Origin of the sequence: Gracilibacillus sp. YIM 98692 (assembly GCF_010993965.1) — a bacterium.
Taxonomy (GTDB): Bacteria; Bacillota; Bacilli; order Bacillales; family Amphibacillaceae; genus Gracilibacillus.
In genome coordinates this window covers 30,426-44,347 of the sequence record NZ_WIXM01000008.1, presented here as the reverse complement: position 1 = coordinate 44,347, position 13,922 = coordinate 30,426, and the positions used below count along the sequence as shown (strand labels likewise).

Annotated in this window: 9 protein-coding genes; 8 read left to right on the top strand and 1 reads right to left on the bottom strand. The window is 35.0% G+C overall.

The window, feature by feature from the left end; translation table 11 throughout:
• Nucleotides 1–30: 30 nt before the first annotated feature.
• Complete coding sequence (locus tag GHD00_RS09740; RefSeq protein ID WP_163537975.1) at nucleotides 31–1,668, top strand: sulfatase family protein; 1,638 nt, start codon at nucleotides 31–33, stop codon at nucleotides 1,666–1,668.
• Between the two features lie 98 nt (nucleotides 1,669–1,766).
• On the opposite strand, the gene GHD00_RS09735 is transcribed toward GHD00_RS09740, so the two are convergent.
• On the bottom strand, nucleotides 1,767–2,993 hold the full coding sequence (locus GHD00_RS09735; RefSeq protein ID WP_163537974.1) for an AraC family transcriptional regulator: 1,227 nt from the start codon (nucleotides 2,991–2,993) through the stop codon (nucleotides 1,767–1,769).
• A gap of 202 nt (nucleotides 2,994–3,195) precedes the next feature.
• Here GHD00_RS09735 and GHD00_RS09730 point away from each other — a divergent pair, with 202 nt between their 5' ends.
• From GHD00_RS09730 to GHD00_RS09700, 7 genes are all read left to right on the top strand, one after another.
• Complete coding sequence (locus GHD00_RS09730) at nucleotides 3,196–4,749, top strand: sulfatase family protein (RefSeq protein ID WP_163537973.1); 1,554 nt, start codon at nucleotides 3,196–3,198, stop codon at nucleotides 4,747–4,749.
• A 279-nt stretch (nucleotides 4,750–5,028) separates the two neighbouring features.
• Nucleotides 5,029–6,423, top strand: coding sequence for a glycoside-pentoside-hexuronide (GPH):cation symporter (locus GHD00_RS09725; protein ID WP_163537972.1), 1,395 nt, complete (start codon nucleotides 5,029–5,031; stop codon nucleotides 6,421–6,423).
• Between the two features lie 24 nt (nucleotides 6,424–6,447).
• A complete protein-coding gene (locus GHD00_RS09720; RefSeq protein ID WP_163537971.1) occupies nucleotides 6,448–7,926 on the top strand; it encodes a sulfatase family protein in 1,479 nt (492 codons plus the stop codon).
• 168 nt (nucleotides 7,927–8,094) lie between these two features.
• Nucleotides 8,095–10,359 carry an AraC family transcriptional regulator gene (locus GHD00_RS09715; protein ID WP_163537970.1) on the top strand — a complete coding sequence of 755 codons (2,265 nt, stop codon included), beginning with the start codon at nucleotides 8,095–8,097 and terminating at the stop codon, nucleotides 10,357–10,359.
• Nucleotides 10,360–10,620: 261 nt separating this feature from the next.
• Nucleotides 10,621–11,934, top strand: a complete 1,314-nt coding sequence (locus tag GHD00_RS09710; RefSeq protein WP_163537969.1) for an ABC transporter substrate-binding protein — start codon at nucleotides 10,621–10,623, stop codon at nucleotides 11,932–11,934.
• Between the two features lie 224 nt (nucleotides 11,935–12,158).
• The gene (locus GHD00_RS09705) at nucleotides 12,159–13,031 is read left to right on the top strand and encodes a carbohydrate ABC transporter permease (protein WP_163537968.1); all 873 of its coding nucleotides are present in this window, start codon (nucleotides 12,159–12,161) and stop codon (nucleotides 13,029–13,031) included.
• Nucleotides 13,032–13,046: 15 nt separating this feature from the next.
• The gene (locus tag GHD00_RS09700) at nucleotides 13,047–13,913 is read left to right on the top strand and encodes a carbohydrate ABC transporter permease (protein ID WP_205600736.1); all 867 of its coding nucleotides are present in this window, start codon (nucleotides 13,047–13,049) and stop codon (nucleotides 13,911–13,913) included.
• Nucleotides 13,914–13,922 lie beyond the last annotated feature (9 nt).

The following is a 13,922-nucleotide window of genomic DNA, read 5'->3' as shown; positions in this document are numbered from 1 at the left end:
CGGAGAAGAAGGGAGAGTAGCGTTTAATTTATGACAAAGCCATCTCAAAAACCGAATATAGTTTGGATTTCTTTAGAGGATACTAGTCCGAGATTTGGATGCTATGGTGATTCATTAGCTAGAACACCAAACATAGACAAATTAGCAAACGAAGGCAGAACATATAAAAATGCATTTTCAACGTCTGGAGTGTGCGCACCGAGTCGATCAGCGATTATAACAGGTATGTATCAAACTTCCATTGGGACCCATCATATGCGTACAGAACATACGAACGAATACACTCCAGAAATGCCAACCCCATATTATGCTGTTCCGCCAGCTTATGTTAAAACATTTACAGAATATTTACGTGCAGAGGGCTATTTTTGTACGAATAATTTCAAGACAGATTATCAGTTTGAGTCACCTTTAACAGCTTGGGACGAGGATGGGATGGATGCTCATTGGCGGCATCGAGAACCGGGTCAACCTTTTTTCTCTGTTTTTAACCCAATGTTAACACATGAAAGTGGTATGTGGGGCGATATGGTTAGAAAGCATATATACAATGAAGAAGAGACTGATCGACCACTTATAACGGATCCAGATGAAGTGGAGTTGCCTCCATATTTACCAGATACTTCAAAGACAAGAAAGGCTCTTGCTAAACATTATGATAATCTTGCTGAAGTGGATGAGTATGTAGGAAAAATTCTTGATCAATTAGAGGAAGATGGATTGGCAGATAATACTATTGTGTTTTTGTGGAGTGATCATGGAGAAGGTCTTCCTAGAGCGAAACGCTGGCCTTATGATGCAGGTATAAGAGTTCCTCTTATTGTGCGCTGGCCTGGGGTTATAGAAAAAGGTAAAGTTAGTGAACAATTAGTTAGTATGATCGATTTGGGACCAACCATATTGTCTGTAGCTGGAGTGAAGAGCCCATATCACTTTCAAGGACAGTCTTTTCTAGGTGAACAGTCAAAACAAAGAAATTATGTGTTTGCTACAAGAGATCGTCATGACCAAGCCTATGATAAAGTTAGGGCAGTAAGAGACAACCAGTTCAAATATATTAGAAATTATTATCCAGAAAAGCCTTATCTTTTATGGACATCTTTTAGCCACCAACATCCAGCATTTCAAGAGTTATGGCGATTAAAGCTTGCCGGGCAACTTGAACAAGAGCAAGAATTATTGATGCAAAATCAACGTCCTCCAGAAGAACTGTATGATTGCAAAGCTGATCCTTATGAAATGAATAATTTGGCGGATGATCCTCACTATCAAAAGGAATTAGAGCGTCTGCGATCAGAGTTGGATAGTTGGTGCAGAGATTATGATAAATGGGGAGACGTATCTGAAGAACAAATGGTTAAGTCAATGTGGCCAGATGGAGTTCAACCAAAAACGGCAGAACCTATCTTTATTCCTATTAACAGCGAAAAACCAGGTATGGAACCGTCCTATAGTAATACATTCCAAGAACCGACGGCCATTATGCTGCATTCTGCTACAGAAGGAGCATCTATTGCTTATACAACAGAAGAAGGACAAGATCCACATTGGAAACTGTATACAGGTCCGATTATAGTAAATCAAGCGGATGTCGTGATTCGCGCTAAAGCAGTTAGAATCGGTTATCAAGATAGTAATGAGGTTAAAGGGGTATTTACAGTTCGATGAGGTTTTTATTTGTCTTATGTTAATAAGGTACAAGGGGATAGCTTTTCCTATGTACCTTATCAATACTTATCTTGCTGATAAATGGGAACGAGGTTTGTTTAATTTTCAGGGTTATTTTTAAATTGTTTGGGTGTTACTCCAGTATATTTTTTAAATGTTTTGGTGAAATAACTTTGATCATGAAAATTTAGTAATGTAGAAACTTTTAATAAGGAATAATCCGTAAATGTTAATAAAGTTTTGGCTTCCTCAATTTTTGCTAGTTGTATATATTCACGTATTGTTTGACCAACTTCTTGTTTAAAGAGTTTTGATAAATAATTAGGATGTAAGTTAACTTTCTCAGCTAGATCATGAAGAGTGATTGGTTCATAAAGGTTAGCGAAAATATAGTTCAGACAAAGGTTAATAGGTTTCGAAAAGTTTTGTTGTTTCTTTTTATACACTCGGTCGGCAAATTCAGATACGGCATCTTCAATAAATGCGTCCACATCATTGATATTATTAAGCTCTTCTAAGTTTTGAATATATAAATCACTCAATGTGTAGGCAATTTCATGATGCAATCCACCTTTCATTGCTGAACGTGTGGCAAAGGCAATAATAACAATGCCGAGGTTCTTTTTATGTCTTAAGAGACTATTTTTAGATAAGGTACCAATTTGTCCAGTTTCAGGTGATGACCTAAGGTATTCTATGGCTTCGACTTTTTTTCCTTCTTGTATGGATTGAAGCATTCTTTTTTCATGCATTTCATCATGGTGTAAAGAAATATCTTGTCTGCCTTTAGATATGGATAAATGAGGATCTTCTATTTCTTTTACTTTATCTACTAATTCTTTATTTTTTTGTATCACATCACTAGCATCTATTTTTTTCTGATAAATCATATAGTATAAATGCATGCCAGCATAAATGGCCTTCATATTACTGAGAACTGGAAGAGATAAATAATATTGGATAAATTCATCTTGCTTTTGATGTCTGATGTTCAAATCAGCAATTAATGATTTAACCGTTTGTTCTGATGGCTCTGAAGCAATGGATGGCCCTATTATAAATAACCCTTCATTTTGTATGGTTAAACAAATAAAATTTTCTAAGTAATGAGTTGTTCTTAGGATTGGAAAGGGATGGTCCTCATGACTATTAAATAGCTCGTTTAGCAATGTTTGTTTAGATTCGTACATTGGATTATGTCTATAACTAGAAGTAAACTCATAAACCATATCCCCCTTGTTATTCATATAAAGAATAGGGATTTGAAAGGTCTCATACATCAGCTTGCCTACAAATTCAAAGTCATTTGTATGAGAGTTATGCATCGTTTTACACCTCTCCTATTGTTCGAAATTTAATGAATATTATAAATGTACTATAAATATTAAAATAATACAAAAACAACCTTGCAATATTAATATTTCAGTAAACGATTTAAAATCTTGAAATGAAGAACTAGCAAAAAGCAAGTTTACTAGTTTAAAAACAATTATTTACTAATTATAAAATAAAAGGAGATGACTAAAAATGAGAGTATTATTTTTAGATTTAGATTCTGTCAGCCCAAGACATTTAGGGTGCTATGGATATCACCGTAACACTTCACCTAATATCGATAGAATTGCTGAAAAAGGGGTGCGCTTTAATAACTATTATACCTCTGATGCACCTTGCGCCCCTTCTAGAACAGCATTAATGTCTGGACAGTTTGGGATTCGCAATGGCTTAGTAGGGCATGGTGGAACAGCAGGTGATATGAATGCGGAAGGACTTGATCGTCAAATATTTGGGAACTTATCTACAGGTGGTTCGCTGCCTTCCTTCCTACAGCTTGGAGCTGGACTTAATACGGCATTAATTAGTCCATTTCCTCAGCGACATTCTACGTTTAATTTTTATGCTGGTTTTAATGAAATATATAATACTGGCGGATTTGGCATGGAATCAGCAGAACAAGTTACGCCAGTTGCAAAAGAATGGTTAGAAAACAATGCGAACAACGATGATTGGTTTCTATATATAAACTATTGGGATGCACATACACCTTATCGGGCTCCAGAAAGTTTCGGCAACCCATTTGCTGATGCACCGCTGCCAGAATGGGCTAACGAAGATACGTTGGAAAAGCATAAGGAGGCAGTTGGTCCTCATTCTGTTCATGAATTAGAAATTGATCATAGAGGCATGACTTATACCAATGATACTGGTGATCAATTCCCTAGAAGTCCAGGTGAAATTAAAAATATGGATGATATGAGAAAAATGATTGATGGATATGATTGTGGTATTAGATATGTGGACGATAATATTGGTCATTTATTTGAAGTACTTGAACAGCAAGGAATCTTAGAAGACACGATCATTATCATTTCAGCAGATCATGGCGAGAATATGGGTCAATTAGGAATTTATGGTGAGCACGGAACAGCAGATGACGGAACTTGCCGTATTCCAATGATCATACAATGGCCAGGTATGCAGCAAGGAATAGTAGATGATGGATTACATTATCATCTAGATTTACCTGTTACATTAGCTGAATTGCTAGATTTGCCAGCTTCTCCTGATTGGGATGGAAGAAGTTTTGCTCCAACATTAACAGATGGCGAAGATACTGGCCGGGATTATGTCGTTATTTCCCAATGTGCTCATGTTGCGCAACGAAGTGTTCGTTTTGGTGACTGGTTGTATATGAGAACCTATCATGACGGGTATCACTTATTCGATAAGGAAATGCTATTTAATTTAGCAGAAGATCCTAGAGAAGAAAATAATCTGGCGAAAAAACATAAAGAGAAATGCATGGAAGGAGCTTACTATTTACAGGAATGGCATGATGAGATGATGTTTAGAACAGGTGACGATGTGGATCCTTTATGGACGGTGATCAAAGAGGGCGGTCCATTCCATGCTAAAGGCTTTTTAAAGAATTATGGAAAAAGACTAATTGAAACAGGAAGAGAAGAACAATTTAAACAATTGAAAGAGAAGCATCCTAGTGAGTTTCCAGAAGAGGAAGACACATCAAGAGCAGAATTCAAACAAGTTATGATGGCTAATCTGTTTAAAGCTAATAAATAATGAGCTGTTCAGAAAAGAGATAGATAGAAAAGTCTAATTATATGACCCTATAAAGCAGACATTCTAAAGAAGTCTGCTTTATAGGGTATTTTTAATGCATAATGTAGAAAATTAATCGTTTTCAGTTTAGTGAATGATATTACCAAAAAGTAAATATATATACCATTTTTATATTTTAAATATAGTATTATACTTTGTAACCGATATCAAAGAAGGAGGTCATATAAAATTACAAACCGTAAAATTTGGTAGATCATAAGAAGAAAGGGGAAATAGATAATGAGTAGTTTACCTAACGAATCTAATCAAAATAGTACAAATCAACCAGTTGTAGAGAAAGCAGGCATCAAAACTTCCATACAATATGGTGTGGGGAATTTTGGATTAAATTTATTTTTTATGATTATATCTTCGTATTTACTTTATTTTTATACCGATGTTTTTGGTATCTCAGCAGCTGCTGCAGGAACCTTATTTTTAATTACTAGAATTTTAGATGCTGTAACGGATGTTGGAGCAGGTGTTGTGGTCGATGCAACAAAATCTAAGTGGGGGAAATTTAGGCCTTATATTTTGTTTGGGGCTGTACCATTAGCAGTTTCAGGTGTGTTATGTTTTACTGTTCCTAGCTTTGGAGATATTGGCATGTTAGTGTATGCGTATTCAACATACATTTTCTTTGGTCTGATGTACACGGTTGTTAATATCCCGTATAGCTCCATGATGACTGTGATTTCTCAAGATTACCAAGAGAGATCTACTATATCGTCGATTAAAGTCGTGTTTGGTACGGCAGCAACGCTGATTGCGACTAGTGCGACATTACCATTAGTGCAATTATTCCCAACTGAAGCTACAGGCTTTTTCATGGTTTCTATGATGTTTGCTATCGTCGCTATTATTACGTTATTAACAACCTTTTATGGCACAAAGAGTTTAGGGGAGAGAGAAAAGCAATTAGAGATTAAAAATAAAGAAAAACATGCCTTTAAAACCAAGCTGAAAGTTATTGGAACTAATGCACCATTACTTTTAATCTTAATATTGGTAGTCACGAACATGATTTCATTCACTGTTCAAAATGGAGCAATGCTGTATTTCTTTAAATACAACTATGGAAATGCAGGAATGTTTCCTATTTACTCTTTAGTTAATTTGTCCATTACTTCCTTATTTGTTTTATTAAGTCCAATGTTTGTCAAATGGATGGGCAAAAGAAATCTAGTCATTTTTAGTCAAATAGTAATGATAGTTGGTTTGGGAGGACTATACTTCTTCCATTCCAGTGTATTATCTGTTTTTACTTATGGAAGCATTTTCGCCATTGGTATGGGATTGTCAAGACCGTTATTATGGGCAATGATTCCAGATACAGTAGAGTATGGCCAATGGAAAACAGGTATAAGAGCAGAAGGTTTAGTGTACTCCAGTTTTATATTTACTCAAAAATTAGGCATGGCATTAGGTGGAGCTCTTTCCGGTATGATCTTAAGTGCTACAGGTTATGTAGCAAATACCACTCAAACTCCTGAAGCCTTGCATGGAATTCTAATTTCTGTAACTATTGTACCTATTATAACTTCTATTATTGCTATTATATCCATCTATTTTTACAAATTAGATAAAGATAAATTCAAAGAAATTTTAGCAGATCTAAAAAGACAAGAAGCATAAATTTTTTAAGGGGAGAATCTATATATGGCAACAAAACAACCACATATTATAATATTTAATCCAGATCAATGGCGTGGAGATGTGATGGGGCATTTAGGCAATCCAGCAGCTGTTACGCCAAATCTTGATAAAATGGTAGAGCAAGATGGCGTTTCATTTGAACAGGCATTTTGCCAGAATCCAGTTTGTACACCAAGCAGATGCTCCTTTATGAGTGGCTGGTATCCACACATTAAAGGGAATAGAACAATCTTTCATATGATGCAGCCAGAAGATCCAGTATTATTACGCACTTTAAAGGAACAGGGTTATTTTGTATGGTGGGGCGGAAAAAATGACTTAATTCCGAATGATGCTAATTTTGATGAATATTGTGATGTGAAATACACACCAAATCAAGATACAAAGAAATTAATGGCTGCCATGAATGATGATTGGAGAGGAGATCCAGATAGTCCAGACTATTATTCTTTTTATGGTGGCAAAGTTGAAGAAGGACATGGCTTAGAAGGGTTTGCTAATTATGATTGGGACTATATTCATGGGGCTATAGAGCAAATTAAAAATGTTCCAGAGGATCAACCATTATGTATCTATTTACCATTAATGTATCCGCATCCACCTTATGTCGTAGAGGAACCATGGTTTAGTATGATCGACAGAGAAAAACTGCCAGAAAGAGTGAAGCCGCCTGAAAATTTTGAAGGAAAACCTAGCATGTTAAAAGGGATTGCTGATATTCAGAACATGGAATCGTGGCCTGAAGAGAAATGGGATGAGCTAAGAGCTACTTACTATGGCATGTGTGCAAGGGTGGATCATCAATTTGGATTAGTGATGGATGCCTTAAAAGAGGCGGGTATCTATGATGATACAGCTGTCTTCTTCTTCTCAGATCATGGGGATTATACTGGAGATTTCAACATAGTGGAAAAAAATCAAAATACTTTCGAAGACTCGCTAACGAGAGTGCCATTTGTGGTAAAGCCACCAGCTGATATACCGGCTAAACCAGGTAAAAGAGAGGCACTAGTGGAATTAATTGATTTCCCAGCAACAGTGGAAGATATAGTGGGTATTGAGCCTGGTCATACGCACTTTGGAAAATCGCTGCTTCCCATAATAGCAGAGGAAAATCGAGAACATCGTGATGCTGTTTTTTCTGAAGGAGGCAGATTGCAAGGAGAAAAACATTGTATGGAATTAGAAGCAACTGATCAACAAAAGCCTGGAGCATTGTACTATCCACGCTTGAGTCTCCAACGCAGTGAAGGGCCAGAACACACTAAAGCTGTTATGTGCCGAACAAAAGATTACAAATACGTGCATCGATTATATGAAGAAGATGAATTATATGATTTAAATAAAGACCCGCAAGAAGTCCATAATCGAATTAACGATCCAAGTTTGACAGATGTGTTGACTGAATTAAAAGAACGATTGTTAACCTTTCATCTTTCTACTTCTGATGTTGTCCGGCATAAGCCAGATGCAAGATTTTAATATAATTTTAATGAGAGACCACCTATATTGGGTGGTCTTTACTATTGACTTTTAGATTTTTGTAACACTTTTATTATTTTTGGTTAAAAGTATGGTATGATTTATTTAATAGAAATTACCTAGATGGTAACAGGCTGAATGAAATTTGCTTTATATGGGAGGAATCATATGAAGTTTTATAAAAAGAGAAAAATGTATACGAAAATGACTTTATGGATATTTGTTTTATGTGCCATTATTATTATTCCTATTTCCTTATTATTATCCAAGCAATTCTCTAAGTATGCTTTTTCGGAGATCAATCATTTTACGAGAAGTGAGTTGACTAATTCTACGGAGAGCATCCAATTTTTGTTGGATAGAATGGAAGCGTATTCATTGCGTATTTATGTAGATGAACGTATTCAAAATTACTTGGAATTAGACGAACACAACGGTGGGGAGCTATGGAAATCATATAAAAGTGTCACCAATTATTTATTAGATGAACCGTTTATTCATACCGTCTATTTGATTAATGAACAAACTGGAGTTGTCTTTGATTCAAAGCAAGGGATGTTCTTGCAAGAGGAATTTGATGATCAACATATGCTTGAATTGATTGATTCTGGTAATTATAAAAGATTGACATACTTCCATCATAAAAGAGAAGATAAAAATTATTTAGCCATGATTGTGGAAGCTGAACATTATGATGGTTCTATGGTGACTTTACTAGATACAGACATGATGGAGGCATACTTATTTCAAAATAATCAAGATAACGAAAATACTACAGTGCTTCTAACTGATCAAAATGGACAACTATTGTTAGGGGATGACAGCTGGAATCATCATCGTAGTAATATATCAGATATGGCGAGTCATAATCAAGGGCAATATAACATGGAAATAGATGATAAAACTTGGTCGATCAATTATGTCACAATGGATACTTTCGGTTGGAAATTATATTACTTGACGGAAATAGGACCATGGCAGCAATCGATAACTAATTTTCAAAGAAATATTGTGTATGCATCAATTGTTATATTATTAATGATTGGCATAATCGTATTTTGGTTATCCAGAAAAACTTATAGACCGTTTACTCAATTAGCAGAGAGTATTGAAGACAAGATTCATCGATACGTCGATCGAGATAAAAAAACAAATCAAGAAGAACATAAAATGTTATATGAGAGCTTTGATTCATTAATTAAAACTTTAAATGAAATGAGTAATTCGATTAGGAAACATAAACATTTAATTAAAGAGGAGAATTTAAGACAGTGGATTCTTCAAGGCTATTTAAATGAATCGATAAGAAAGTATATTTCAGAAGAGACCCATTTATTGAATGATGAAACTTTAATGTTATTGGTTGTTCGAATAGAAAGATACCCATTATTTTTAGAAAAGTATAATTTGACAACTAGAAAAGCAATGAAATATGCGATTGGTAATATCATAGAGCACACATTTCAGCAAAAACGAACGATAGAGTTTGCTGATTTTGGCGGAGACCATATGGTGCTATTATTTGGTAATGATAATTTAAATAAATCTAACTTAATGGAACAACTTCAGATTGCGAAAAATCAAATATCTAAATGGTTGAATTTAAATGTAACAATTGCCATTAGTGATCCAAAAGAAACCGATGGCAACTTGAAATCGACTTATCAAGAAATTTACAATTTATCAACATTAAAATTTATCACAGGTAAAGACAAAATTTACGAGGAATCGGATGCTGAGAAATATGTAACCATGATGAATCCTGTAAAAGACAAAGTGCAAGATTTTTTATGTCAATCCATACAAATTGGAAATAAAAATAAAGTAAATGAAATATTGGACCAAATATTTTCAGAATTGCAATTAATGCATCCAAACGAGTGTAAATTCCATTTAATCAATATGATCTATTCTTTGATGAAATCGTTTAATCAACTGACATTTTTCAAAAGCTTTGATGGGATCGAAAAACAGATAGAAAACTATGCTACTCTAACTGAAGCTAGGGAATGGCTAGAAACTGAAATAAATCATATTATGAGTGATTTAGAGGAATTAAGAGTTTCAGATCGGAAGTCAGAGCTAGTAGATGAGATGAGAGAGTATATCAATTTACACATTCATGATCCAATGTTAACGGTTAATCAAGTGGCGGATCATTTATCTTTATCTGTAAGTTATATCAGACAAGTCTTTAAAGAAGTGACGAAAGAAACGATTTCGGATTATATTTTAACAAATAGGATCAATAGAGTGAAAGAAATGCTTCAAACGACAGATTGGTTAATCGCTGATATTGCGGAACGTTCTGGTTTTCAAACAAAGAGCAATTTTTATACAGTATTTAAAAAAGCAGTAGGAATGACTCCGTCTGAATATCGTCAATTAGATGAAGAAATACAAAATCCAAAAGTAAATAAAAGCAATTTTTAACGACATATAACCAGTGATTTATATTATCACTGGTTATTCAATTTCGTTGACATGTTATAAGCGTTTTGTCTGATGTATAGTGGAAAAGCCTATTATATCAATAGTTTGAAGACAGTGTTAAAATGAAAACCTCAAAATCAGAACTTCCAAAACAGCGGTTTTAACACTCTATTATTACATATAGAACTTTACCAAAATGAGATGGATCGATTACATTTAAGTTGCAAGAACAAAAATCCTAAAAATGAAAGGGGTTACAAAATGGAAAGAAAAATTTTAAAGTGGGGTATTATTTTTATTCTATCTTTATTGTTGATGGTTACTGGATGTCAAAGTGATTCTTCTACAAATGAAGAAAAACAAAAGAGTGCTAACGGAGAAGGAGAACAAAATCAGGAAGAAGAAGTAACATTGAAATTATGGTGGCCTGGTCAAAACTATGTAGCAGATGCGATAAGTGGAATCGTAGAGGATTTTGAAAATGAAAATCCCAATATTAACATTGAATATGAAGCAGTACCGTGGGGGGAATATTTCCAAAAACTTTCTGTTGGCTATGCAGGTGGTAATGCTCCAGATATTCATGGATTAGGTTATGGGCAGCTGATGTATACAGTAGTACAAGAACAATATGCTGATTTAAATCAATTTATAGAACAGGATAATTGGGATGGAAAAGAAGATATTTTTCCAGATATTTTAGAGAGTGGTCAATGGAATGGTGGACAATATGGCCTTTTATTTCCAGACATTCGTGTATTATTCTATCGAAAGGATTATTTTGAAGAAGCAGGCCTGGATCCTGAACAACCGCCGCAAACTGTAGAAGAACTTTATGAATATGCACGTCAATTAGCTATTATAGACGAAAGTGGTACTACAACTCGTGGTGGAATAGATATTCCAGTGCAAAATGGAGAACAAGCATTTTATTCCTTACTTTTATTACATGACCAAGCACATATGTATGAAGAAAATGGTGATCCTCTGTACGATTCAGATACTTCAAAACAACTACTAAGTGATCTAGTAGATTTATACAACGATGGAGCAATTATTCCATCGAATAATTTACAATTAGAAGGCTCTCCTTTCCAGAATGGACAATCAGCTATGGCATTTACTTCACCACAGATTGTGGAAGCAATGGGAGATTCTATTGACTTAGAAAATATCGGTTGGACTTTACCTCCAGAAGGGCCAAATGGTACACAGACATCTTTATCGATGGGTACTTTTGTGGCCATGAATGATAGTACAGAATATCAGGAAGAAGCATGGGAATTTATTAAATTTTGGTTTGAACCTGACAATCTATTGAAATTTTCAGAAGAAGCAGGTTATCTCATTCCAAGGAAATCCATGGAAGAAGAATTTAAGAATTTATCTCCTTATAATGAAGTGGTATTTGAAGCAATGAAAGACTCAGGTGGCTTTAGAGCATCAGAACATTGGAATTTAAATGTGGAACATTTAAGGTTAGCGCTTGAAGAAGCTTATTCAGATGTAAGGGAACCAGGAGAATCCTTAGAATTTCAGGCAGATCAAGTTAGACAAGAGTTAGGTTTAGAATAAATAGATTGGGGCTGTCGCATAAGGTTAGTTTACGTATCTAAACAAGTTCAGCAAATGGAATATACGAGACTCCTGCGGGAAATCGGACAGCTGAAGCCCCCACAGTGAGCGTTTTTTGCTCACGAGGAGGCTGAAGCGTTGCCCGCGGAAAGCGAGTATATTCCAGTTGCGTGTACAGTGAGCCTGCTTTTGAGACAGCTCTAACTTCTAAATGGGGGATTCACATGAAAAGTAAATGGAATAGTATCGTACCATATATTTTGATCAGTCCTTATGCCATTATCTATTTGGTATTTGTACTGATACCTTTAATTTGGGTGTTCTATTTGAGTTTTACAAATCAAAATATTTTTAGTGCAGGTGAATGGATAGGAATAGGCAATTATCAAAAAGCATTTAGTGATAATGCCTTCCTGCTTTCCATTCGAAATACAAGCTTTTACTGGTTGTTCACCGTATTGCCGAGCATGATTATTGGATTAGTATTAGCGGTGTTTATGAATACGAAAATTAAATTAGCTCCTGTATTTAGAGCGATCATTTATTTACCAGCTGTTATGTCAGGGGTTGCCGTCTCTATGACATGGATTTGGCTGTACAGTCCAATTGGAGGTCCCATATATTCCTTTTTACAATCATTTGGTTTAAGTAGTAAAGACTTACTGAAAGACCCTGCAACAGCTTTACCAGCAGTAATTGTTGTAGGAATTTGGATATCTATTGGATTTAGTATGATTATATATACGGCAGGATTGCAAGGGATACCGAATGAACTGTATGAAGCGGCAAGTATTGATGGTGCTACATCCATTAGGAAATTCTTTCAAATTACAATACCATTATTAAGACCTATTACCTTTTTTATCTTTATTATGACAACGATCGCATCCTTCCAAGTGTTTGATATTGTTTATGTTATGACAGGAGGAGGACCAGCCAACCGAACGACGACGATTGTAAATGAAATCGTAAGAAGGGGCTTTGAGGATTTTGAAATGGGGTATGCTGCTACTTTAGCTATCTTCTTATTAATCATTGTATTTGTATTTACATTGGTTAACTATATATTCACTCCAAAAGAAAATGATCTAAATTAAAGGGGGTTAACAGAGATGTTAAACAACAGAAAAAGCAAAATGATTGCCTATATCCTTTTAATCATTGCATCGATTATTATGATTTTACCATTTTTATTCATTATTTTTACCTCTTTAAAAGGTGATACAGAATTTGTATCAGGTCAATTTACTTTTTTACCAAAAGCATGGCAGTTTGAAAATTATGTAGCAGCCATGCAGACGGCTGCTTGGGGAACCTATTTTAAAAATTCGTTCATTGTTACCTTTTTCGGGGTTGGAGCAAGTATAGTTGTAAGTCTATTAGCAGGATACACGTTTGCCAGAATGAACTTTAAAGGAAAGAATGTTATCTTTATTATTCTATTATTAGGGCTTATGGTACCACCTCAAGCAGTAATTATCCCGCAATTTATTATCATGAAGCATATTCCTTTATTTGGAGGTAATGATTTATTTGGCATGGGCGGAAATGGATGGTTAAATACGTATTACGCTTTAATCATTCCTCAAGTAGCAGCACCTGTTGGTGTATTCTTGTCTCGTCAATTTTATCAATATTTTCCAAAATCTCTTGATGAAGCGGCCTATATGGATGGAGCAGGTCCAATTAGAACATTCATATCCGTATATTTACCGCTTAGTGGTCCGGTTATTGCAGCATTTGGTATTTTGAAAACGGTTCATATTTGGAATGACTTTTTTCACCCGCTTATTTATACCAATACTGCTGAAATGCGAACGGTTCAGTTAGGTTTACAGGCTTTCCAAGGGGAATTTGGCATAGAATTTAATTTATTAATGGCTGCAACACTTGTTGTATCTATTCCGCTAATTATCATGTTTTTTGTATTCCAAAAACATTTCGTGCAAAGTTTACTGTCATCAAGTGTGAAGGGATAACAGGAGGTT

What these genes read in the sequence shown, in the direction of transcription:
- GHD00_RS09705 (WP_163537968.1), top strand. Translation starts at nt 12,159, where the DNA reads ATGAAAAGTAAATGGAATAGTATCGTACCATATATTTTGATCAGTCCT.
- GHD00_RS09740 (WP_163537975.1), top strand. Translation starts at nt 31, where the DNA reads ATGACAAAGCCATCTCAAAAACCGAATATAGTTTGGATTTCTTTAGAG.
- GHD00_RS09725 (WP_163537972.1), top strand. Translation starts at nt 5,029, where the DNA reads ATGAGTAGTTTACCTAACGAATCTAATCAAAATAGTACAAATCAACCA.
- GHD00_RS09710 (WP_163537969.1), top strand. Translation starts at nt 10,621, where the DNA reads ATGGAAAGAAAAATTTTAAAGTGGGGTATTATTTTTATTCTATCTTTA.
- GHD00_RS09700 (WP_205600736.1), top strand. Translation starts at nt 13,047, where the DNA reads ATGTTAAACAACAGAAAAAGCAAAATGATTGCCTATATCCTTTTAATC.
- GHD00_RS09715 (WP_163537970.1), top strand. Translation starts at nt 8,095, where the DNA reads ATGAAGTTTTATAAAAAGAGAAAAATGTATACGAAAATGACTTTATGG.
- GHD00_RS09730 (WP_163537973.1), top strand. Translation starts at nt 3,196, where the DNA reads ATGAGAGTATTATTTTTAGATTTAGATTCTGTCAGCCCAAGACATTTA.
- GHD00_RS09720 (WP_163537971.1), top strand. Translation starts at nt 6,448, where the DNA reads ATGGCAACAAAACAACCACATATTATAATATTTAATCCAGATCAATGG.
- GHD00_RS09735 (WP_163537974.1), bottom strand. Translation starts at nt 2,993, where the DNA reads ATGCATAACTCTCATACAAATGACTTTGAATTTGTAGGCAAGCTGATG.